Here is a 23,588-nt window from a genome sequence, read left to right on the forward strand (position 1 = left end):
CAGGGGTATTGCTCCTTAAGTTGACACCATTGATAGGTCCCCCCGTCACCCTTACATGGCCCGTCATCCTGGGCGTAGCGAAGGATCTCCGGGACTAGCACTGTGTCACATTCAGGGGACCCTTCGCTACGCTCAGGATGACGGAGGAGGGGGCTATTACGCTTTCTTCGTATGCACTCCGCTCAGATTTACTCACTTTCATCGCCTCTGTCTATTAGTTATTGTAAGTTCTTAGCTACCGCATTAACTTGTTTTCGCTGATAAATAGCATAAAGAGTACCATCAATGTCTGCAGTTTTATAATAGTAATAATTTTTCCACTCCCTATTAAATTGCTGATTCTGTGAAAAAAAATCAAGATAATTAAAGGGAAGATACTTATAGCGGTATTGCAAAAAACCTACTTTTTGTATCCATTGAAACAGCCATTTCTTAGGTGAAACATCTACAAAGACAAGGCCTGGTTTTATGGTTCGTAAATCTTGCGCCACCATATCACCCAAAAATTTAACATCCCTCTCTCTCTGTTCTTGGCTTATTCCTGTTTTAGCCATATAAGACCACTTCACCATGCTTGGTAACATCCAAAAGGATGAAAACCGTGTTGATACTTTGATAGGTATATAGTAGGAAGCAGGAAAAAAGGGAGCCGCCGTAGTTAGTGCATAAACAGCATTATTTGTTTTGTTAAGCAGAAGCTCATCATGCCATTTTTTTAATAGCGTTGCAGACAGCTCGTGTTTTTTATAATCGTCCCATATAACTGCTACTTCAAGTATAAAAAAAAGACTGAGGATAGACAGGCTAAGAATAGATGTCTTTAGGGACTGACTAGCCTGTTCTATGGATACAGACACAAACAGTAGCACAGCAATTAATAGAGCCAAGGAAAATGCAGGCAAAATATGGTAGGACCAACCAAATCCTTGTACAAAATAAGAGAGCCAAAAGCCGATTAATGCGATAATCAAGACCTGCAATAATTCTATATTCTCCTTTTTAGGAAAAGCAAAAAAAACAACTGCCAAAAACAGGCAAAATAAGCTTCTTCCGTTTACCATCAAATCGAACGCTGGGTAAGAATTTCCTAGGTAATACCAACGCCATATATAAGGTAATACGATCTCAATATAATTTAAATTAATTGTGAAAAGGCAAAGAAAATAAGTGATAAAAACGATAACGATAGCTAATATTTCCGTGCGAAATATATGGATTTTTCTTTGTAGAAAGAGGTAATAACACTCTAATAAAATTAGCGGGAGCAAAAAATAGGGTTTAATTAGAAATCCCAACCCTGAAAACAAGCCAATTAATAAACTAGAACTAGCTTTGATTTCCTCCCCACGAAATCGGATAGCCATCATGAAGAAATAAGGCATAGTAAAAATTAGAACCAAGTGCTCTCTTTGTCCAAATAAATACGCTGGATGTATGAGAAAACAATATAAAAGAGTAAGCATGAACACTCTTTTAACAAATAGATTTTGAGCGGCATTATGGAAAATTCTCTTGGATAATTTGTAGCAAATAAGAAAGGATATGCTTGCAAGGATATAGATATATATTCGAAAAGATAACAATATATTTAAAGAAGTAATCTTAGAGAGTAATAGCGCTGGCAAATAAAGGTATATAATCAAAGGCAAATTATTTTCAAAGAAACTACCTACATCATGACCACCATTTAGCAAACGCTTTGCAACCTTTAAAAGCCATCCAACATCATGGTTCAATGCCAAATGAGATTGCATGGACCAGCCTATGATATATAGGCATCCTATAAACAGGAAAAAAACAATAGATGACCATTCATTTTTATTGAGAAACTTCATTAATAATATCAACCATGATTTTGACGAGCTTGCCCTAGTTCAATTGGGTGAATTTAATTGGAATATAATAGGCCTTCATCAAGAGTTGTAAACCGGGAAGTTTAACTAGAGATAATCCGATTACAACTATAAAACTAAGAATAGTAAAGCACATAAAAAAAGGTTCCCGATGAAGCAATTCTGGAGCTTGGGCTACAGAATCTTTTTTCATACTTATACTCATATACCATGTAAATATAATTGCGAAGAGCGGCATACTTAGTAATAACTCAATTTTATATTTTATTAGAAAAACACCAATAAAAAAGCCAGAACAAAAGGCATAAAAAAAGGAAGACAGAATTAGTGTTTTCTCAGTGTAATACTTAAAAGAATGGCGATAAAGCCCAGCCTGAACTGGGTTATTAATTCTACGATACTCCGCATAACGTTTGCTGCTCATTAGAAATGCGCCGCCCATCCAATAGGCAAGTAATACACTAGCTGGTGGTACGATTGAATAGATAATAGTGAACCAACCTAAGAGGAAACGAATGGGATTATTAATGGATTCAGAAAGCACATCAATATAAGGGTAATCCTTAGTACGAATTGGAGGCGTATTATAAAGCATGCCCATAATGAGCAAACCAACACTTGCCACAAAAAATGCAGGATTAATTAGCCAGGCTAAACTTAGTCCGATAAATATTAATAAGAAATATTCTAGAAAAACAATTTTTTTGTTTAGTTGGTATAAGGCGCCTGGTCGATGACGTTTTAAGGGATGATATCTATCGCTTTTAGAGTCTAAATATTCATTCAGCGTATAGTTTGCTGACGAGATTAAACAGCAGCTTATCAAGCCAAGTAGTACATTGATTATTGCTACAGTGAAACTTGACTTAGTATCTAAAATGAACGCCAGAACAACACCAGGGAACATAAAAATGTTCTTTATCCAATGGTCTGGTCTTGCAATATAAAGATAAGGAGAAAGAGAACGTTTTTTTCCTATAGTTTCATTAGAACAACCATCCTTACCAGCTCTGTTTGTTTCCAAAAAATTGCTCTTTAAGTCATAAAATAGCTGCCCATTATGCATAAGATAATATTCTTTAACAAGAAATTGCCAGCAATGCAGGCAATGTGTTGGAATCACAAAACACTTATCTGTTCAGGCTAAAGGCCCTTTAATTGAACAATCTACTGAGGATAATATCTACATGACCTTACAATTATCGTTTGAAGAAAACCCACAACCTGGTGATATTCAAGTTCTTGGCAATGGCATCATGGCTTATGCCAAAGAAAAAAAAGGAATGAAGGCGCTTCATTTTTTCACTTACCTTATTCGAGATAACGGCAAAAAAATTGTTGGTGGCTGTAACGGTTGCACACTCTACGGTTCTCTTTATATCGATCAGCTTTGGGTGAGTGATTTAATTAGACATCAGGGTTGGGGAACTAAGCTGATAACTGCTGCTTTAACTTACGGCAAAGAAAAGGGTTGCACCTTTGCCACAGTAAATACAATGGATTGGGAGGCCTTTGCTTTTTATCAAAAATTTGGATTTAAGCTGGAATTTGAACGACATGGTTTTCAAAAAAACTCGGTCTTTTATTTCTTACGTAAAGAATTTTGTGAATCTGATATTGAGCAAGGCCGAATCAAGATACTCCCCTTTTCTGAAAAAGATATTTCTCTTTTAGTCACCGAATTTGATCGCCACCATTGGCCTAAACCTGTATCAACCTTTGAATTGTATTGGCAGGAACAAATCAAGGGAGAGCGCCTCATTTGGGTTGCTTTTTACAATGAACAACTAGCAGGCTATGTGACTTTAAGATGGGATTCCTATTACCAACCTTTCAGTGAAAATCAAATTCCTGAAATTATGGATTTGAATGTGCTACCACCTTATCGAAATAAGGGGATTGGTTCTGAACTGTTGAATGTTGCTGAAAAAGAAGCCTCTCTACGAAACAATAAAGTAGGTTTGGGAGTTGGATTATATTCAGATTATGGCAATGCTCAAAAATTGTATATTAAAAGAGGCTACATCCCCGATGGGCGTGGCATCACTTATCAATACAAATCAGTTGAACCAGGAAATAATGCAGCAGTAGACGATGACTTAATACTATGGTTTATGAAGAAACTTCCATGATTATAAAAGAGCAACTGTTTTGTCTTTTGACCCAATCATGAGTTCAAGTAGAAGAGTAATATTCCAACTCATCCTAAGCTGGGTATATTGATTAGTAATTACCTTCATTTATATGTAATGTATATGTTAATCATACTTGTTATAGGTGATATTTATGCTTCCATCTGCAGCTGAGCTAGAGTATTTTCTTGAAGTCTCAAACACCTTAAATCTATCACGCGCTTCTGAGAGGCTTGGGGTTAGCCAACCATCATTAAGTTTAGCTATAAAACGTTTGGAACAGTCTCTAGGAGCCCAAATTTTTGTTAGACACAAACATGGCGTTACCTTAACACAAGCAGGGCAGCAATTATTATTACAGGCAAGGCTTTTGCTGCAGCACTGGGAAAATACAAAATCAAAGGCATTGGCCTCTCATCAAAAAGTACAGGGTTATATTACCGTGGGATGCCATCCGACCATTGCTATCTATCTGGTGTCGAAATTCCTGGCTGATTTGCTAGAAAACTATCCAAAATTAGAAATACATTTAAAACACGATATTTCACGAAAAATAACGGAACAAGTTATCAATTTATCTATTCATATAGGCATAGTTGTCAACCCATTCAAACACCCCGACCTCGTTATTCGAAAAATCTGTGAAGATGAAGTAACTTTCTGGGTTGCTGAAGGAGCGCGAAAAATACAAGACATTCACTCTAAGGATGCTGTTATATTATGTGAGCCAGATCTCACCCAAACCCAGAACTTATTACAAAAAATCAAAAAAACAGGCACTGCTCCCAAACGTATTATGACCATGAATAGTTTGGAAGTAGTAGCCAATTTAACAGCCAATGGATGTGGGATCGGCATACTCCCAACTCGGGTTGCAAAATCCATGTATCCGGATAAGCTCAGGCGTATCCCTAACGCCCCCGTCTACTCAGACGAAGTATGTTTAATTTATCGTAATGAGAATCGAAATATTCAAGCCATTCAAACCATTTCAAATGTTATTAAAGCACTTTTTTAATCCACTGTTCACTAATCAAAGGAGCATTTTGCTTAAATGCTATAAATATTAGCTATGATAAAAATAGGTATTATATATTTTACATATAAATTGCTGGTCGATATATTACAAATGTTTCAATGTGTAATTTAATGAGGACATCTGTATGAAAATCAATCTAAAAATACCAGCTTTTCTATTAGCTATAGCGATAGGACATAATACAATTGCGGCCGAGTCGTCTTATTCAGACTCAGTAAATCTTGACTCACAAAGAAGACATGTGATTACTGAGTATATTCTTGATCTGGGAAAAGCTGATCCAGAAGGGATTACAGCACTTTTTTCGGATGGAGGAACCGTTATTTCTACCTCCAAAGGAGAGGTAGGTGCCTATGACTTTTTCCATTCATTTCTTCCTAATATAGAATCGGCTGACACAGAGGTTCATCAAACATTTCTAAGCAAGGGAGACGAGAATCACTATGCAGCTAGGTTCCGCTTTAATTTCAAATTGAAAGATGGCGAAATGGGAGATGGTGAATATATTGATGAATTTATATTTGAAAATAATTCGGCAAAATTAATCAGCGTTTATATGTTTGAAAATCTTAAATTCAAACCATCTAAGTAATCGTATAACAAACTTTATGCGATGAGAAATCCATCAGCTCATCGCATAAAAATTAAATGACTTTTAACTCCCCGCTTGAAAACCATCATATCCCCTTTCGAATGTTCAAAATTATCCCTCTTATTAATTCGTTCAGGGGATGTTTAATCAGAACTGTCTTTAGTCACTTACGCTTATCAAAACACAAGCGAGGAAGAACATCCTTTTGTTAAACAGGGCCTAAGGAATAATCAGCACTGTTTTCTAATTCTTCTATTAAATCTGCAGTACGAGAGCTTACACCACCAAGGAGTAAATCAGGATAAGCTTTTGTTGCCGCTTTGACAGCTTTATCAATAGTCATAGTTTCTGCACTTTTGATTAAGAGTTCTAGTCCTTTAAATTTGTTGATCTTGCGATCTTTATTGGGATAAGGCCAACAACTATTATATTCCTTTTCAAGTTTTGTCTTTAATTCATCAATCTGATCAATTTGCTCCATAGATAAACTTGACTCAAATGGAGCCGTTATTTCGCAATTTAACTTTTTGATTTTATTAGCATTAAATAAATTACCAAAAGCTGAAATTAAATTTTGCACAGAGTGACAAGCAAAATTAGTAACTAATGCGTAATATTCATCGGATGTTTGGTGATATAGGGAGTGTCCAAAAAAGAATTGACCAGGCCTTTTGGTCTTATCCAATAGCGCTGTCCAATCATTATCACCTGCGTTAACAAGCATCGATTTAAGTGGTCTTGGCACATAATCATCTTTAAGTTCTTCAGGTATTATTTCCTGTTCACCTTGCTCATCCCCCCTATCCTGAATGCTATTGGCAATAGTATAGGCATCATTACCGGCACCATCTATAAATTGAATCCTAGGGTTATTTACACTAGCCAATTGCGTATAAAAATCAGGCCATCCACAGCAATGAATAGTGACAGGACGCCCCTTGTATGCGCTTAGAGATTCGACCATCCCCGCCATCATCGCAGCACGTATTTGCGGTTCCTCTCGCTGTCCCTTGATGAAAACCCCCATACCAAAGGGTATTAGCACAACATCTGTTGTATCCGTTTCTTCTGCGGCTAGCAAAATCTGGTTCATTGTCAGCTGCGTATGTTGCTCCACAGCTGGAATTGTTGATCTTATGGTGGATCTACCTTGCTCTCTAAAACCACGAAATTCATAGCCTGTTACACTAAAAATATTGGTTCTCTTAGGATTGTATTTTAGTTCTCGCTGTGAATAGTGTTTGAAATGAAATGTGGAGGAGGGTTCTTTGCTATTGCGTTCCTGATCAGCATCAATAAGCCGAGTCGCAGAGGTATAATGATTACAATGTGAAAAAGCAAATAGCATCGATGAATTAAGCCATTTAATATAAGCTTGTTGCGAAACCCACCCCAACTCTAGCCAATGACTTGGATGTAAGCGCCCTCGTCTTGTAGCAAATGAAGGGTGCCGCTCCATACAGGCACGAACAGAGATATTCTTGTTTTGCCCAATTTTAGGAAAATTGATCGGGTTAGAGCTCATTTGAATTGACAGATACTCTTGATAAAATTTTGCAGGTAAATTTATAAAAAGCGTTGTTGACTCAAGATGTTGTGCCTTAACACCAGAAGATAACCTTCCAAATTCTTTAACCACTGCCGCTGAGGGCAAGTATTTGCCAGTTAATTTACTTGGAATTTGCGTAGCACTGTCATACCAGTAAACTCGTTGGTTAGGATGCTCTCTTTCAGCTGAAACTTCTTTGGGAGGCCATTTTGCAACAGCGTTTGACGCAGGCATTAAATTTAACTTAATTTGATTAGCAAATGTTCATGAAGTATACAGCAAGTGTAATCGATGTTCTACTATTCTAATTTTGCCAGCAATGCAGCCGCTGCTTGCCGCCCCATTTCTTCCTTGGGACAAAAATCCATTGCTACCGCAAATCCAAGGTGCTCCTCACCTTCGGGCAATGGAGCCTCTCTGTTAATAATTGGCGAAACTCTATCAATCATAAGCTGCATAGCAACATCATCAATGCTCGTAATATGCTGGTTTTTCCGTGTTAGCATAGTGAACAGCGTGGTATCTAAGGCATATTTTAAAAGGTATAAACCCTGCTCTTGTGCTTGATTTAAAGTATCTAGCAGAACCAAGCCTGAATCATCATACAAATGAGTAAACTGATAATCATCAGGAGAAAACTCTCTGTTAATAATAGCTTCCTGTGTGGTATAGGTTGACTGGCATCTAAAGAAAAACAACACCTTATGGTCGCTATTTAAATCGGTGATTTTAAAGCAGCCTTGAAAAATGCAGGGCCTGTTCCACACAGCTACCAATAGAAGCGTTTCAATATTAAGATCAGTTATCATGACTTCTCGCCTTTAAACTTTAGAGTATCTATGAGTATCAAAGCACCCAACATTCTAGTAAAAAAAGTGTCTGCTACAGCAGATCTTCAAGTTTGCCTTACCATCAGGCATCAGGTATTTGTGGAAGGACAAAAGGTCCCAATTAACGAAGAACTCGATGGGCTGGATTCTAGCAGCGAACATTACCTCTTGTCTCTCAATCAACTACCTGCGGGTACCGCTCGTGTTCGCCATGTTGGGGATTACGCGAAGATTGAGCGCGTAGCAATTTTAGAAACCCATCAAAAACAAGGGCTTGGCCATGTGTTAATGAACTTTATACTAGAGGATATTCAAAAGAGCCCCCAAGTTAAAAAGGCAAAGCTTGGAGCTCAATCCTATGCGATTCCGTTTTATGAAAAATTAGGTTTTGTGGTTTGTAGTGATGAGTATTTAGATGCAGGTATCCCTCATAGGGATATGCAGCTTAGCTTTGGGCAGTGATCCAACCCACAAAAGCCTAATCAAGGTTTCATTGTGCAATACAGACTTTTTGTGAATAAGCGTAAACCGTAAAAAAAAGCCCTATCAGACAAACTGACAGGGCTTTTTAAAAACTACTAAGACTAGCTTATTTAGCAGCCGCTTTTTTCTCTTTTTCTTTGGCAATTACTGCTTCAGCTACGCTAGTTGGGCAAGGCGCATAGTGAGAGAATTCCATTGAGAATTGACCACGACCAGAGGTAAGGGTACGCAAGGTACTGATGTAACCAAACATTTCTGAAAGAGGAACATCGGCCTTAATACGAACACCAGCAGCACTTGGTTCCTGACCTGAGATCATGCCACGGCGACGGTTTAAGTCACCAATCACGTTACCAACATCTTCTTCTGTACTATAAACGTCAACCTTCATAATTGGTTCTAGAAGTTGTGGGCCCGCTTTGGGTATAGATTGGCGGAAAGCACCTTTTGCAGCGATCTCAAATGCAATCGCAGAGGAGTCAACTGCGTGGTAACCACCATCGGTAAGGTCAACTACAACATCCAATACAGGGAAGCCAGCTAAGGTACCTGTGCTCATCATTGAGCGGAAACCTTTCTCAATTGCAGGGAAGAATTCTTTAGGAACGTTTCCACCGACAACAGAGGTAATGAAAGTGAATCCTGTGTTTGGCTCACCTGGCTGAATTGTGTAATCAATTTTACCGTATTGACCAGCACCACCAGATTGTTTCTTGTGGGTATAGCTGTCTTGAACCGATTTGGTAATGGTTTCACGGTAAGCAACCTGTGGTTGACCGACTATTAATTCAACGTCGTAGGTACGCTTCAGGATATCCACTTTAATATCAAGATGTAATTCACCCATACCACGTAGAATGGTCTCACCTGAATCTTCATCAGTTTCAACCCTAAAGGTTGGATCTTCAGCAACCATCTTACCAATCGCAATACTCATTTTCTCTGTAGCGCCCTTATCTTTTGGCGAAACAGCAATAGAGATAACTGGCTCAGGGAAAACCATCGCTTCAAGTGTACACTCGTGATCAGGTGAGCAAAGAGTGTGACCTGTGCGAACGTTTTTCATACCGACGATAGCAATAATATCGCCTGCCTCAGCACTTTGTAATTCATTACGCTCATCGGCCTGCATCTCAACCATACGACCAACACGTTCAGTTTTACCAGTAAAGGAGTTAAGAATAGTATCCCCTTTGTTCAGTTTTCCTGAATAAACACGGATAAAGGTTAGAGCACCAAAACGGTCATCCATGATCTTGAATGCCAGAGCACGGAAAGGCTCATCAGGAGAAACGATAGCGAATTGACCGTTCGGCTCGCCTTCAGCATTAGTTAATGGCTGTGGATTAACTTCATGAGGAGCAGGTAAGTAATCAACCACCGCATCCAATAATAGCTGCATCCCTTTATTCTTAAAGGCTGAACCGCAATAAGTTGGGAAGAAGGCTAATTCAAGCGTTCCTTTACGGATACAACGCTTAATGTCTTCTATTGAAGGCTCTTCACCTTCTAAATAAGCCATCAGCAATTCATCATCCATTTCAAGCGCAGTTTCAATTAACTGCCCGCGATACATTTCAACCTCATCAACCATATTAGCTGGTACATCAGTAACACTGTAATTTTCTGGCTGACCAGTTTCGTCCCAAACGTAGGCTTTACGAGTTAATAAATCGACAACACCGACGAAGTTATCTTCAATGCCAATTGGCAAAGTCATAATTAATGGATTTGCACCCAATACCTTTTTGATTTGCTCAGTTACTTTCAAGAAGTCTGCACCGATACGGTCGAGTTTGTTGACGAAAATCAAACGAGATACTTTTGAATTGTTCGCATAGCGCCAGTTAGTTTCAGACTGAGGCTCAACACCACCAGAACCACAGAATACGCCGATACCGCCATCGAGTACCTTCAGTGAACGGTATACTTCAACAGTAAAGTCGACGTGGCCCGGGGTATCGATAATATTGAAACGATGACCTTTCCAAGAACAGGTTACTGCTGCGGACTGAATAGTAATACCCCGCTCTGCTTCCTGTACCATGAAGTCGGTTGTTGATTCACCTTCGTGAACCTCACCCATTTTGTGAATTTTACCAGTGAGCTTAAGAATACGCTCAGTAGTCGTTGTTTTTCCGGCATCAACGTGGGCGAAGATACCAATATTTCTATAAAGGTTTAAGTCAGTCATAGCGCTCTTATGAAATGGATAAAAAATTGTCACGCATTATACAGTATTTTTTCTGAATTTGCAGTAGTACTTTTTCTAATTAACATCTTTTATGATTATTTCTCTGTAATAGGTCACTCCCATCCCGAATTCCCGCGGCTTGACCGCGGGATCTATAAGCTCAGAGTGAAGGGCTTCTAACCACTGGATCCCGCGGTCAAGCCGCGGGAATTCAGTACTCAAGCAGGGGCTGGCCTATTACATTTCTCTTATTACTTGCTATTCGCCGCATCTATTCACTATATGAAAATATTTTGCTCAGTGCTATCATTTGCGCTTTTTTTAATCTCAAAAGAAATACAAACCTATGTTATTAGCTGACTTCCTTCTTTCCATGCGCAATCAATTAACATCAAAGAACATTGATGGAGATCTGCAATGGACGTTAATTTACGAAACTACTCTAGGCAAGCTATATCAAACCTATTTTAACTACAAATATAACCACTTCTGGACCTTGGAAAATCCGCAGGATATAGCAAACCACCGCTTAACTAATGCAGCAACCAGGGAATCAGCCACCCTTGGTGAGATTGCTAATGCATTTGCATCAGCCTATAGTATTACTGACATAACAAGCACTAATACGCAATTTTTAAGTGAATTCGACCGCTTTTTTAAAGCGAAAGCACAGGTAGAGATACCAGTGACCTACTCATATCCCCATTGAGAGAGTACTATGGCAAACATCATTAATCTCAATAAGAAAAGAAAGGCCAAAATTCGTTTGGAAAAAGAAAAAAAGGCCACTGAGAATCGCATTAAATTCGGAAGAACCAAAAAAGAAAAACAGAAAGAGAAGCAAGACAAGGAACGTGATGAGCAGCATCTAGATGGCCACAAGTTAGACTAACGCTCGCAGGATGCAAAAAGGCAAATATAAGAATAAAAAAAGGATAATAATGCCTGTAGAGTAAATCATAAACTTCATCAAATTAGATGGCTTTTCAACTGGACACAACCCAAAAGAAACAATCTTAAAAGCTCTTTTACCTGTGGGATAAACGAATCGATCGATAAATGACTCAAGAATTACTTCAATAATAAACCAACCTAAAAATCGCAATACCGGTCTTAGCAACCCCGGTATTAGCTCATCTAAATCTAACATTATTACCTTTTAAATAGTTTCTTATCCATAACTGACGTTAACTAAGGTTAGATAATTAAAACCTTCGCAGCCCTAGGATTAGCCTTTATCCAATTAGCTACATATTCAATATAATTATTTTTGCCAACAGCAATGCATCCACGTGTTGCACCTGGCAAGTTGCCTAACCAGCCTATGGCCTTAGATGTCTGAGTTGGCCCATGGATCCCTACATCTCTACCTGTATAACCCGCGGCTCTTTGCTTTATGGTCGGATAGAGAATTGGAATAAAGACTTTAAATTGATTGGATTTTCTTGGGTAAGCTAGTCCATATAAGCCAATTGGCGTTTTATTATCCCCCGCTCGTCTTTTACCGATACCCTTGTATCCAAGAGCTACTTTAAAAGTCTTAACCACAGCACCGTGATTACAAATACTTAAAGTTCGCTTGGAAGTATGTACATTGATTCCCGTTGATAAGCGGCAAGTCGAGGAACTAGCGAATAAAGCGAAAGGGAAAAAAATAGAGATCATCAAGATAATTGCTTTAATTTTCATACAAGTAGACAAATATTAACGTAATTGGGCAATAATTATCCCACAGTATTTGTTTTATGCCTAGGGGTTGACAGGCTAAATGGTCATAACAAGAGAGTAAATCCAGGCTGGTTTTGCAGAAATCCTAATGATAAATAAGCCAAACAATTTTCTACCAAAGACTACAGTATTTTCTGATTAGGGCATCCATACAATAAAAGATCTCCGAACTTGGGTGCACCGGCTCAACATGTGTAATCCCAAATAAAACTGGAATTCCCGCGGCTTGACCTATTACACCTAGCCAAGATGCTAAGCGCATCCATCCGGTAAGTCTTAGTAAATTTATCAATATGACATATCAGCACAAACGGTTGGATTTTATTTGACTCAAGTGTGTAAAATTAGCGCCAACTTAATACCTATAGTTGATGAAATCTAGGAGTACAAATGAATTGCTTTAAATCTATTGCCTTAGTAATTTTACTAAGTGTTGTATCAGGCTGTGCAACCATGTATGAGGCCCCCAAAGCCAATGAACCTATGTCGATAGTACGAGTTAAAAATGAACGCACGGGCCTTGCAACTTGGATGCATTCACAGGTTGATGCTATTGATAATAAAACGGCTGGACTAAAACTTTTTTCCGGCAATGTACGCATCCATCCCGGCGTCCATACATTAACAGTTCTGACAGAATTTAATAAAGGCTTTCTTTCAAGCGGCCCTTACCAAGCCTTTTCTGATGTTCAAGCGAATTTTAAAGCCGGTGAAACTTACACAATACAAGCCAGCACTTCAGGCGCTCAGGTTTTAGTTTGGATTACAGATAGTGCAGGCAGAAAAGTATCTCCGGTTAGTTCTACAGGTTATCGAATAGCCCCTAAGAATACCGTAATTGTCATGCATTAATGAGAGCCATGGCCCACAAAAGCTTAATTGATGATTACCCTTAATCTAAGGAAAACCTTGATGCAGCGCAGCTTAATCAAGGTTTCATTTAAAATTTTGACGATTCAACCTGTATTTGCGACTACTCGCGCCCTAAAATTCTGTTGATGATTATCATCGCTTGATTATCACAAAGGGTAGCATCAGTTTCAGGTACAATGGCGCAACCTATATTGTGACAAACCTCTTGAGAACCTATGGCATCGAGGCACGATTTTACTCCCCCTTGAATCAAGGAAATTGTCTGCGCTAAGTTCTGATCATGCTGGTGATTAGTCACGCCTTTATATTGTGCGACTAATTCAGCTAATCCTTTCAACACTTGTTGACGAGCGGCCTGATGTTTTACTCGTAACTCGCAGAGATTCTTGGCTAAATCATGAGCATCATTATCGGGCATCAGCTCATTAGTGTCTTCGATACATTGCGCAAAATTCAATCTTATTTCATCATTATCCGCAGGAATAATTGGATTATCAGGACCATTGTAAGCACTACTATCAGCGAAGGTCACAGTAGTCACAATGAAAAAAACAAAGGTGGTTAATGCCGGGATGGTCATAATTTTCCTTAATTATAATAATTCCGATATTGAGATATTATTTAAATAATAGACTGAAAATATACTTTGCTTCATTCAATTTAACCCTACTATCACCTTAAGGAAGAGAAACCTATGGCTCAAAGAACTCGCGAACTACTCCTTCGTAACCTCCAGGACGTCTATCTGTTTTTTGACGAACTGGATTTTAAATAAGCATATATCGAGAGAGATTTTGCTAATACCCAATAATAATCACTTAATAAATAAAAAATATAATGGCTAATAATTGGTTAGAGGGAGATTTTAAATGCCATTATATACACCAGAATCATTGACTAGAGAAATTATAAAAAAACGACATAGCATCACCAATAGTGATAAGTTAAGAAAAATTAGCCTGTTTTTATTCGATTTGGCAATTAGAAACAAGGATGCTGCTGAAGCTCTCCTTGAACAGCCTCACCGACTCTTAGGCGTTATAGCTTCAAATAGTTCGGAAGAAAAATTGTTGCAATTTGCCCGTGCCAACTCGCCGAAATTAGTAGAAAAATTCATCAGCTATACTACTCTTAATAGTGATTTAGCAAACAAGATGCGTCATGCAGCTTCAAATAAACCTCAAAATAATGAGTTCAATGCCTTCCTGCAAGATGTTCGAAGTAGAAGACCGCAAATGCCACGGCAGGATGGACGAACCTTTTTAGCAGTTCGGAATAATGATCAGGTTATTAGAATAAATCATATAGAAGGAGTCTATATAGATGGAAAATTTACCCCTATCGTGGATAGAGGTACTCGTGATTTTAACAAGAGGCTATGCTCAGTAGGAGTTTCTTCAAAGCGTGAAATCTTACTTCTTGATCCACAAGATAAGGTATTACAAGATCTTTACGCTAAATTAAAATGGCAATTAAGACATGCTTCAAATCCACGTGAAATCTTAGAAATAATAAAAAACCTGACTCAAACTTGTTTTCCTGGTGGTCAACCTGACGAATTCATCGCGCGTAAGCTGAGAAGTGATAAGGTAATTTCTCTTAGTGAATTTATTTTACAAGGACAAGGAGTATGCCGACATCATACTTTGTTGAACTCTTATTTCTTATCTCGTTTAGTACAGGATGGTCTATTACATGGAGAAGTTATTCATCATCGGCAAGATTTTGATAGAGGTGCTGCTCATGCTTGGAATTTGTATCGCGATAGAGATGGCAAAGTTTACTCGCTTGATTCATTGTGGAACGACGTAACCTGTGTAACGGATAATCCAGGTGCGCTTAATAATTTGTATAGGCAGCATTATCTCGAAGGTGAAATTAATAGAATGCATTTCAGAGGCATACCTATAGAGCAGAAAATCCAAAAACAAGTGATTAGCCCCCCTCGCCCAGTAAACGAACTATTTAACAATCCTAGAAATATGATATCGCCACAAGGTTTTGAAGATTGGAAACTAAGAGAAAAAATAAATCAAATTAAAACGGACATTGAAAATAATGTATTTGAAGTTGGTAGTTACTGCTTTTTTCAGGGTGGTCTGACACTCACTTTAGATAATGGCACAGAGAAACGTGTTCCACATCGCGTGTACAAAATTTATGAGGCCATTAGAAAGCACGGTGATTATTCTGAGTCTGTGGAAGTACTATGGGCTGAGATACAAAAACACGCCAAAGATGGATTTGAGAATCCTCGTCAAGGGCAACAGGAAGAAACAACTGCATTCTACTCCGATATTGCAAATTTTGATGAGAGCAATGAGAATGACCATTCACTGGCATATAGGTAGTCCGTGGATGAAATGTAGCCTGGATGTAGCGAAGTGAAATCCGGGAGCAGTGGTGCGATTTCCCGGAGATCCTTCGCTGCTCTCTGGATGACGAGGCTGGCCTATTACATGGATTCTAAGCAAGATAGGTTCCTTTAATTTTTTCTAAAATCTCGGGACTTATCGGCTTAGTAATTGCGTCATTCATTCCCGCCTTAATGCATTTATCCTTTATTTTACTCTCAGAATGACCTGTTAATCCTATGATTGGCACTGGCCTTCGATCATGCATTTTTTCAAACTTTCTAATTCTTTTTGCTAGATCAACACCAGACAAACCCGGAAGCCCCAGATCGGTAATAATTAAATCAAAGGCCTCTGACTTCACTAAATCCAGTGCGCTTTCCCCATCAACAGCAGTGCTATAGCGAAAACCAGCCTGGTTAACAACTGCTTCAAGGGCGAGTAAGGCAATCTGATTGTCTTCAACAAGTAATAATTTCAGTGTATTTGCTGGCCTTTCATTTTTTGCTGTGGAAGATTGACTAACTGTTTCATTATTAGCTAAAGGAATTTGCTTAATATCACCAATTTTTAATAGCAGATCAAAATAAAAAGTCGTTCCTACCTCTGGTGTGCTTGTTAATAGAATTTTTCCACCTAAGAGATTTACATAAGATTGGGCAATATCTAAGCCTAAACCGCGCCCTGTATAGGTTCCTTGATTTGAGGGAGCAAGCCGAAAAAACCTATCAAATACCTTATCTTGAAGTTCATAGGGAATCCCAGAACCTGTATCTGTAACACTAAAGTTAAGTAAGGAATGTTTTTTTTCTTGATTCAGGAGTTTCACCTCAATCTTAATGTCACCGGCCTGAGTAAATTTAATGGCATTACCCAATAAGTTTAATAAGATACGACGGATTTTTATGTGATCGCTCACAAAACAAGGAGGAATTTTAGTATCAATATGCGTTTTTAACTCTATCCCTTTTGTTAGAGTAGATGGGAGTTCAAGATAGTAAATTTCTTGAATAATTTGCTTTAACTCAAATGGTTCTTCCTTTAAGTTTGCTTCATCTATGTTTTCCCCTGAAATGGTGTCCAAGATTACGTTCAACATATTCAGCAGTTGTTTACCACTTTCACCTAACCATTGAGCATATTTTTTTTGCTCAGAATCTTGCACCATCTTCTCAAGTAATTTAGACAGGCCTATAACGCCCGTTAATGGCGTTCGGATATCATGACTCATATTGGCTAGGAACTCAGTTTTTAAGCGATTTTGTTTCTCGAGCTCTTTATTTTTACTATATAACTGTTCTTTAAGTAGTTTTTGTTCCGAGATAGCATCTACCGCCTTGCTAATGTCTCTTAGGGCAGCAAGAGTAAAAATGCCCTCATCTGTCTTAAGCGGACTTATGCTTATATCGACAGGAAATTCCGTACCATCCTTTTTCATGCCAAATAATTCTAATGCCGCCCCCATAGAACGCACGGTTGGCCTAAGAAAATAATTGTCGCGATGGTGGACATGTTTGCTACGGTACCTTTCAGGCATTAGGCTCTCTACATATTCACCTAATAACTCGGCACGTGTATATCCAAATAGATGTTCAGTCTGGCTGTTAATTAAAATAATGTGGCCACTTTTATCAATAATCACCAAGGCATCTGGCATTGCCTCTATGATGCTGGAAAGACGGAGAAAATAAGATAATTGGCTGTCCATAGTTCCTCTTTAGTTATAAGCTGCAAAAATTTGCTTGTCCGCTACTAAGAATCTGATATCAGCTATAAAAAAACAACATCAATTTTTAATATTTGATTAACCATCTATCAATAGAATAGCCGATTAGAAATTTCATGTTTCACTAGATATTTCTGAAAATACAACGATATAAAATCAAATTTTAAGGATGCTACAATGGCCAAGTCATATATTTCCTCAGGGGCAACATTTAATTCAGAAGAATTAATAACTGGATTAGACCAGTTGCAACCCTGGGTGGAACAAATTATTCGCAAATCAATTAAATGCGCCCTAAAGAATTGGAATAACCCCTACAGAGAGCAAAAATTTACTGAGCGACATGAGGTTAGGCCTCATTTTCATTACAGTACCTCTGTAAGTCGATATAGACACTCTACAAATGAGCCTTATCCTTATCATTATCTTGCTGATGTTGTCATTGGTGTAGATATGGAACCCGATGAAGCTAATCTTCGAAGCATGCTGGAAATACTCAAGACACAAACTCTTAATATTGAATTGAACTTGTTTACACGCGCAGGAGAATATCTAATTTTTAGATCTGTAGAGGATAGCCAAAAGAAAATCACCCGCATTGAGCCCTATACTTTCTTAGGGCAAGCCAGAGTAACTGACTCCGGCATTGAAATAATCCGTGAATCTGTACAACCCTCTTCATCAATGGCTGCCGATGAAACACCTGATTCACATGTTTCAGACTATGAAGCATTTTTAGCAGGACAATTATTAGAGTGTATTCCAATTGGCCAAAAAACAATTCCAGCCCCGATCAGAGAGAAAATTGCTGAAATAATTCAGGGTCATGAACCTGTGATCTCGGGATTTGACGCTAATACACAAATAGCACTGCAAGTGATCTTCAAATTTTGTAATGTGGGGGATGCTATGCTTTTTAACAAAGAGCAAACAACTCCAGAAGAACAGAGTGCTATCTTAGCTAGGGTTAAAGCTATTGTCGCAAACCTACTGAAATATAATGAAGAAGAACTCACCTAACTTTCTGAGGGCACAAGACCATCGGCTGCGATACCAGCGGAACCGGCCAAAGCCAAGAAATTCAATCCTGAATTATTCCAGGCTGTAACAAGAGGAGACATCGCTACAGTAGAGCGTTTGCTGGATACTGGTGCTAATCCAGATGCTTGTGATGCCAGAGGACGAAGCCTCTTAATGCTCGCAGTACAATTGCAAAACCCAGCTATGGTTAAATTGCTGATCGATAAGAATGCTAATCTCAATTTACAAACCAAAAACTCGCAAATGACAGCACTAATGATGGCAGCAGATCATGCCGCACATTCCGGATATCAAAACCTGGAAATTTTCAGAATGTTATTAGAGGCGCAGGCTAATACAAGGTTTGTAAACATTCAGGGAAACAATGCACTACAGCTCTTAGACAGTGGACCGATACCTGATGATCAAACGATAAGAACTCAAGTTATGGGCCTGAGAGAAGTTTTATTAAGCTTTATGAAGCAGCAACCTGTGATCAAGTTAAATCAGGTAGAGGGAGAAATCGAGGAAGAAGCCGTGCAAGAAGCTGATTCTTATTTTATGCATTCTTTACTTCCTTCCTTTGTTAAAAGACCGGCAACAAGAGCAGCCGCTCCAATGCCTTCGTCATCCAATAATCCTTTATTTTTTGTGCCATCCATTCTTCCTACTCCCACTAGGACGCCAACTGTAGCAACAAGAGCGGCTCCAATCGCGTCATCTTCCACCTCATCCACGAATGACACATTTTATATACCCTCTATTCTTCCGACCACTCCTCAACGCGCAAGTACTGCTCCAAGAGCATTTTTCCAGCCTCCAAAGGCTAGTGCCCCAGCTGAACCAACTATGGCAGAAAAACAAAGGCATTTTATTCAAGCAATTAATGAAGACAATAGCGCTTATATGCTAGTTGCTCTCGCCAATGATCCCGAGCTGCTTGATTTCGTAAACACAGAGGGAGACACTCCGCTATTTCATGCTGCCAAACTTGGGCGAACGAGTATCCTAAACTTTTTGCTTTCAATGAACCCTGATATTTTCCACAGAAATAATCAAGGCCTTTTAGTTTGGGAAGCAGCAAGCATTGCTGAACAGCAAGAAGTCTATGAAAGATTTGATCGTTTACTCGGTTTAAATGAGATTAGTACCTTGAGTTATTAACCATAGCCTGCAGTACTATATTGGTGACCTTTCTGCAGAATTGCAGAGGGTCGCTAATCTTCACTTAATAATCTTGTAATATAATTCAACACTTTAAATTAGTTATTGAGATAAAAAGTGACTCAGCATTCCAGAGACCAGATCATGCATTTTATTGATAATATGCAAGATTCAAAGAGAAATCTCGAACAAATTCAAGGACGTCTTGGTAAGAGAATCAAGCGAAGAGAGCCTGAAGAAGGTTCTTTGAAAGCTCTAATCGAGGAAATGGAAGACTTAAATAAAAAGAGCCTTGGAGCACAATTTGCACCAGAGAACCCTAAGCAATTTATTAAATTTTTAGATGCTAAGATTGCGCTTTTAGATGCTATAACAGACAGCTTGACAGAGCTTTATAAAATAAAGTCGGATGCTAAATTTCAAGATAAATTGCATAAATATCAGGTTCGATTAGATAACTGTCTTGATTCTGCGTGGCGGCAATTAGTTCAGATAAGTCAAATTGAATCGACTACAACAGTGCTTCCAGAGTTAAATTTAACCAAACCCGAGATACGTGATTATATTAATATGAGAGGCGCTATAACGGCTTGGGTATCAAATTTCGATGCTGCCAATTTCCTAAAAAAGAGCGCTGATAACCAACCAAAAACTGTAAAAATAGTAACGACGCCTTTGGAACCAATCTTGACTGTGGATGATAATCCAGAAGTAGCTAAAGCTGCTGCTATTTCAATAGCAAAAGTTGAGACAACAAAAACCGCTCTTAACACCATACATAATAATTATGCCTATCCAGCAAAAACCAATAAGGATAGCAGGTGGTATCATGCTTTCAAGGCAACCACAAAGGATACATCCCAGGCTTTCAAAGATAAGCACAAGGATCAAATAGGCGACCATTTGAAAAACAGCATTCTTGAGGACTTCAGAAAACAAATTGAAGATGCTCCTTTTGATTTACCGGAGTTTAAGACGTTTGTAACTACACTCAGAAATACAGAAGGATATGCGATTCTCAAAACTGGCCAGGGATGCCTAACGACATTTTTTGATTGGGAAACATCTTCAGTAGCCGCCTTCAATGAGATGGTAGCTGAGAAAATAAAACAAATTGGACAAATTGAACAACAAGCTCAACTTTCAATTTCGAATAGCTAGTTCAAGAATCAGAGCGTAATTCATGATTATGTCATCCAGAGCGCAGCGAAGGATCTCCGAGATTAGCACAGTGCCACATTCACCAGATCCTTCGCTGCGCTCTGGATGACGTGCGTTAGGGTGACAGGGCTCATCTATTACAGACATTTGGGTAGATACCTATGAGCTTGACCGCGAGAATTCGGGCTTTTCTAGATTACACATTTTTCCCCCTACAAAGCTGACTTTCCTATTTTCCCTATGCTGATTAATGTTGCCTTAATTTTGGTCAATTAAAATGACTACAACAATGATGAGAGGAAGAAAATACATGGAAACTCTTGAGCATAAACAAGCTGGTGATCAAATAAGAATTGAAACCTTTACTAATCCTTACCTAGAAGGTAGTAAAAACTTAAATACCGCTGATACGAACAAGTTAAAAGTTACGATGATGCAAACCATCGATGGAATTCCTGTTCCTCTCGATTTAAAGCTAAGCGCTGGTGACATTGTTGCCATGGCTGGCGATTATTACACCTCAGCCGGTTGGGGATACTCTCTTGAATTACCCAAACCAAGTGGCGATGTTGTTAGTGATAATAAAAAACTATTCAACAACCCTGTGCAAGCAAAGGAAAAACAAGCTTTTCATGATGCCTTTGCTGACTTAGCCTCAACCGAGGTTAGCCAGAAAGATATTGAGCGAATTTATCAAATTGAAAAGACCACTTACGTTCCTTTTATTGAATCACTCAATCAGATAATACAGCAGATTGCTTATATCTTCGCAGTCAAAGACTACAGCGAAAAATTATCCAAGAATGCCGCACATTTTGCGCCTTGGTCAACCAGAGCCTACGTAGTTGGCCATGAGTCAGCACTTGATAATGCCAACCTTGCTTATCATTTCAAACAAATCGCAGCAGGCAATGTTATTGACGATGAAACCGTTTCCGATGAGCTAAGTGCAATCGTTGAGCGTATTGAGAAAAACCCTGCTCAATATGGTTTTACAGCAGAACAAATAGATAATAAACAAGATTTTTATACAGAGCTTAGCAATCGCTATCATGCACTTGCAGTCAGCCAAGATCTTTTTGCCATGCATTTTTACTCTGACCATTTTGCCGGCGGACACATGAGCCGTATTGGCTTATTACGCACCGTTATGCCTGAGCAATTTGGTGTCTGGGGTAATATTTTAATTAACAACATGCATAATGAAGACAACCACACTGGCGTTAAAACAACCAATCCCTTTCAGCCAAATCCTAACTGGCAAGTAGGCGATGTATTCGCTATCGATCCAGAAAAAACACAATCCTATGGTGATGGTACTTATTTTCAGCGCAGCAATGATGAAAACGCTAACCTGCTTGTTAATGGTATGGATAACTCCTTAGGTGACATTGCCAGATTAATGCAATCGGGCGAAAAACGTAGTGCTGAAAATTATGGTGGCCTTGCCTTTCTACCTGAAATTGATTACAGCCAACCACAGCCTCAGCCTTTATTACTTCAAGCAGCTGACGGGAAAGTGTATTTTCGGGCTGATGTTAGCCATATCAAAATGCTTTCACCAGAGGCTTATGCAGCTGCTCAGCAACGACCTGCAGAAAATGGTTATGAGGAATTAACCCCTTTTAAAGCGTTTATCTTAGTTATTAAATTGAGGGTATTTGGTTTTATCTTCGCACCTAAACTGGAAGTGCCTTCTACTGAATTAGTAAGCGAGCCGCCACGATTAGTAGCAGTTGAAACAGAAGACTCTTTAGGCTATGAAAATACCGTTGAAGCAGAACAAGAGCCTCTTTTCGAGTTAGCGACTGAACACGAGGCCGAGAAAACTACAAAGGTAGCGAGCATGTCCTATGTTCAAGGTCAAACCTTATTTGGTTCTTTAGCTAATCAAGCAAGGAAACAAGCATTCAGAGAGCCTACTATAGCAGCTCATCAAGGTATGATTCCTGCCTGATCTATCAACCCCTTCGGGCACCTTATCCCCGATGAAGGGATTCTTAGATCTCCCCTCGCCCCTCTTGGGAGAAGGTGACCGAAGGGCGGATGAGGGGCGGTTCTAGCACAATCCCTCATCTATCCTTCGGACACCTTAACTTAACGTCAGTACACATTAAGCCATCTACTTCAGCAACTCCTTAAAATGCGCAAGTACATTGGTGTAATATAGGGTCGATTTACTTTCAAATGCAGAATCTGTTCCTAGAACCAACCAAGCCTCTCCCTTGCCATTAGAAGTTACCGTATAGTGGTCTAATTTTTCCTGCATTTCTGCATCAGGCTGATAAGGCAGCGTTTTTAAACGATAGATGGCGTCTTCGGTATCTACACCAATTGTTCCCAATAAAATCATGTCCTTGCCATCTGTCATTTGATTGCCTTTATCAAGAGCAATGCGATAAAAATTGTCTGAATCTAAATAACGTCTTGGCTTCGCATCGACCACCCCGATTTTCACATAAACCGAAGATCCTGGCCCTCCTCCAACACCTATCGAATCGCTAGCCGCATTTGAGGCAAATTCCAGGGAAAATTGTACTTGGTAAGTTGTATTTGGCTTTAATCCTTTCAGTTGCTTGTAGGAATACATAAATAAATCATCGCTATGATTCGAACCAGCAATCTTTAACCCCCTTATTTTTAGCATTATTTCCGGGGGTAACTGAGCGGCCTCTTTATATTCCAACTCATAAAATTCTTCCTGCCCTTTCGGGTAATCAGCAAAGGCCACATCAAAATGCTCATTCTTAGCAAAGCTGTATTTATAGGTTTTTATATCAAGCCCAGCCTGAGCAGAAAGAGGTAAAAAGCTCGAAACTAAAATAAGAGAAATCAGAGTGTTTTTCATCGAAGACTCACAATTTTTTTAGAGCATTCTTTATACCTTTAA

General features: G+C 38.9%; 22 protein-coding genes. 12 read left to right on the forward strand and 10 right to left on the reverse strand.

The window, feature by feature from the left end; genetic code table 11:
* Positions 1 to 218: 218 nt before the first annotated feature.
* Entirely contained in the window at positions 219 to 1,835 is a 1,617-nt protein-coding gene (locus tag BN1094_RS09985; protein ID WP_141650459.1) for a hypothetical protein, read from the reverse strand.
* Between the two features lie 34 nt (positions 1,836 to 1,869).
* Positions 1,870 to 2,877 (reverse strand): UbiA prenyltransferase family protein, encoded by a 1,008-nt coding sequence (locus BN1094_RS09990; protein ID WP_218054614.1) that lies wholly within the window; start codon positions 2,875 to 2,877, stop codon positions 1,870 to 1,872.
* Positions 2,878 to 3,040: 163 nt separating this feature from the next.
* Here BN1094_RS09990 and BN1094_RS19985 point away from each other — a divergent pair, with 163 nt between their 5' ends.
* From BN1094_RS19985 to BN1094_RS10010, 3 genes are all read left to right on the forward strand, one after another.
* Positions 3,041 to 3,985 carry a GNAT family N-acetyltransferase gene (locus BN1094_RS19985; RefSeq protein ID WP_245614289.1) on the forward strand — a complete coding sequence of 315 codons (945 nt, stop codon included), beginning with the start codon at positions 3,041 to 3,043 and terminating at the stop codon, positions 3,983 to 3,985.
* 154 nt (positions 3,986 to 4,139) lie between these two features.
* The gene (locus BN1094_RS10005; protein ID WP_043874260.1) at positions 4,140 to 5,003 is read left to right on the forward strand and encodes a LysR family transcriptional regulator; all 864 of its coding nucleotides are present in this window, start codon (positions 4,140 to 4,142) and stop codon (positions 5,001 to 5,003) included.
* Between the two features lie 145 nt (positions 5,004 to 5,148).
* On the forward strand, positions 5,149 to 5,616 hold the full coding sequence (locus tag BN1094_RS10010) for a nuclear transport factor 2-like protein (RefSeq protein ID WP_043874261.1): 468 nt from the start codon (positions 5,149 to 5,151) through the stop codon (positions 5,614 to 5,616).
* A 208-nt stretch (positions 5,617 to 5,824) separates the two neighbouring features.
* On the opposite strand, the gene BN1094_RS10015 is transcribed toward BN1094_RS10010, so the two are convergent.
* Together BN1094_RS10015 and BN1094_RS10020 are read right to left on the reverse strand one after the other, a co-directional pair.
* On the reverse strand, positions 5,825 to 7,399 hold the full coding sequence (locus BN1094_RS10015; protein ID WP_043874262.1) for a hypothetical protein: 1,575 nt from the start codon (positions 7,397 to 7,399) through the stop codon (positions 5,825 to 5,827).
* 65 nt (positions 7,400 to 7,464) lie between these two features.
* Positions 7,465 to 7,974: a hypothetical protein gene (locus BN1094_RS10020; protein ID WP_043874263.1), complete on the reverse strand. Its 510-nt coding sequence runs from the start codon at positions 7,972 to 7,974 to the stop codon at positions 7,465 to 7,467.
* A 30-nt stretch (positions 7,975 to 8,004) separates the two neighbouring features.
* On the opposite strand from BN1094_RS10020, the gene BN1094_RS10025 reads away from it, so the two are divergent.
* Complete coding sequence (locus BN1094_RS10025; protein ID WP_043874264.1) at positions 8,005 to 8,457, forward strand: GNAT family N-acetyltransferase; 453 nt, start codon at positions 8,005 to 8,007, stop codon at positions 8,455 to 8,457.
* Between the two features lie 127 nt (positions 8,458 to 8,584).
* Here the strand turns inward: BN1094_RS10025 and fusA are convergent, their stop codons facing one another.
* A complete protein-coding gene (gene fusA, locus BN1094_RS10030; RefSeq protein ID WP_043874265.1) occupies positions 8,585 to 10,672 on the reverse strand; it encodes an elongation factor G in 2,088 nt (695 codons plus the stop codon).
* 346 nt (positions 10,673 to 11,018) lie between these two features.
* Between fusA and BN1094_RS10035 the strand changes: the two genes are divergently transcribed.
* Entirely contained in the window at positions 11,019 to 11,381 is a 363-nt protein-coding gene (locus BN1094_RS10035) for a hypothetical protein (RefSeq protein ID WP_043874266.1), read from the forward strand.
* Between the two features lie 9 nt (positions 11,382 to 11,390).
* Positions 11,391 to 11,564: a DUF4169 family protein gene (locus tag BN1094_RS19315; RefSeq protein ID WP_081935112.1), complete on the forward strand. Its 174-nt coding sequence runs from the start codon at positions 11,391 to 11,393 to the stop codon at positions 11,562 to 11,564.
* Here BN1094_RS19315 and BN1094_RS10040 read toward each other — a convergent pair.
* A complete protein-coding gene (locus BN1094_RS10040; protein WP_043874267.1) occupies positions 11,556 to 11,822 on the reverse strand; it encodes a hypothetical protein in 267 nt (88 codons plus the stop codon). The genes BN1094_RS19315 and BN1094_RS10040 overlap by 9 nt on opposite strands.
* A gap of 47 nt (positions 11,823 to 11,869) precedes the next feature.
* Positions 11,870 to 12,361, reverse strand: coding sequence for a L,D-transpeptidase family protein (locus tag BN1094_RS10045; protein ID WP_043874268.1), 492 nt, complete (start codon positions 12,359 to 12,361; stop codon positions 11,870 to 11,872).
* A 429-nt stretch (positions 12,362 to 12,790) separates the two neighbouring features.
* On the opposite strand from BN1094_RS10045, the gene BN1094_RS10050 reads away from it, so the two are divergent.
* Positions 12,791 to 13,252 carry a hypothetical protein gene (locus BN1094_RS10050; protein WP_043874269.1) on the forward strand — a complete coding sequence of 154 codons (462 nt, stop codon included), beginning with the start codon at positions 12,791 to 12,793 and terminating at the stop codon, positions 13,250 to 13,252.
* Between the two features lie 121 nt (positions 13,253 to 13,373).
* On the opposite strand, the gene BN1094_RS10055 is transcribed toward BN1094_RS10050, so the two are convergent.
* A complete protein-coding gene (locus BN1094_RS10055) occupies positions 13,374 to 13,853 on the reverse strand; it encodes a hypothetical protein (RefSeq protein WP_043874270.1) in 480 nt (159 codons plus the stop codon).
* A 289-nt stretch (positions 13,854 to 14,142) separates the two neighbouring features.
* On the opposite strand from BN1094_RS10055, the gene BN1094_RS10060 reads away from it, so the two are divergent.
* The gene (locus BN1094_RS10060; RefSeq protein ID WP_043874271.1) at positions 14,143 to 15,624 is read left to right on the forward strand and encodes a hypothetical protein; all 1,482 of its coding nucleotides are present in this window, start codon (positions 14,143 to 14,145) and stop codon (positions 15,622 to 15,624) included.
* A 115-nt stretch (positions 15,625 to 15,739) separates the two neighbouring features.
* Here BN1094_RS10060 and BN1094_RS10065 read toward each other — a convergent pair whose 3' ends face one another.
* Positions 15,740 to 17,335 carry an ATP-binding protein gene (locus BN1094_RS10065; RefSeq protein ID WP_052403238.1) on the reverse strand — a complete coding sequence of 532 codons (1,596 nt, stop codon included), beginning with the start codon at positions 17,333 to 17,335 and terminating at the stop codon, positions 15,740 to 15,742.
* Positions 17,336 to 17,530: 195 nt separating this feature from the next.
* Between BN1094_RS10065 and BN1094_RS10070 the strand changes: the two genes are divergently transcribed.
* The 4 genes from BN1094_RS10070 (at position 17,531) to BN1094_RS10085 (ending at position 22,655) form a co-directional block, all read left to right on the forward strand.
* Positions 17,531 to 18,373, forward strand: a complete 843-nt coding sequence (locus BN1094_RS10070; RefSeq protein WP_043874272.1) for a hypothetical protein — start codon at positions 17,531 to 17,533, stop codon at positions 18,371 to 18,373.
* A gap of 30 nt (positions 18,374 to 18,403) precedes the next feature.
* Positions 18,404 to 19,537, forward strand: a complete 1,134-nt coding sequence (locus tag BN1094_RS10075; protein WP_081935113.1) for an ankyrin repeat domain-containing protein — start codon at positions 18,404 to 18,406, stop codon at positions 19,535 to 19,537.
* 144 nt (positions 19,538 to 19,681) lie between these two features.
* Positions 19,682 to 20,698 carry a hypothetical protein gene (locus tag BN1094_RS10080; RefSeq protein WP_043874274.1) on the forward strand — a complete coding sequence of 339 codons (1,017 nt, stop codon included), beginning with the start codon at positions 19,682 to 19,684 and terminating at the stop codon, positions 20,696 to 20,698.
* 277 nt (positions 20,699 to 20,975) lie between these two features.
* Positions 20,976 to 22,655 (forward strand): hypothetical protein, encoded by a 1,680-nt coding sequence (locus tag BN1094_RS10085; RefSeq protein WP_141650460.1) that lies wholly within the window; start codon positions 20,976 to 20,978, stop codon positions 22,653 to 22,655.
* Positions 22,656 to 22,820: 165 nt separating this feature from the next.
* On the opposite strand, the gene BN1094_RS10090 is transcribed toward BN1094_RS10085, so the two are convergent.
* Complete coding sequence (locus tag BN1094_RS10090; protein ID WP_052403240.1) at positions 22,821 to 23,546, reverse strand: hypothetical protein; 726 nt, start codon at positions 23,544 to 23,546, stop codon at positions 22,821 to 22,823.
* Between the last annotated feature and the right edge of the window lie 42 nt (positions 23,547 to 23,588).

The organism is Legionella massiliensis, from assembly GCF_000756815.1.
Taxonomy (GTDB): Bacteria; Pseudomonadota; Gammaproteobacteria; order Legionellales; family Legionellaceae; genus Tatlockia; species Tatlockia massiliensis.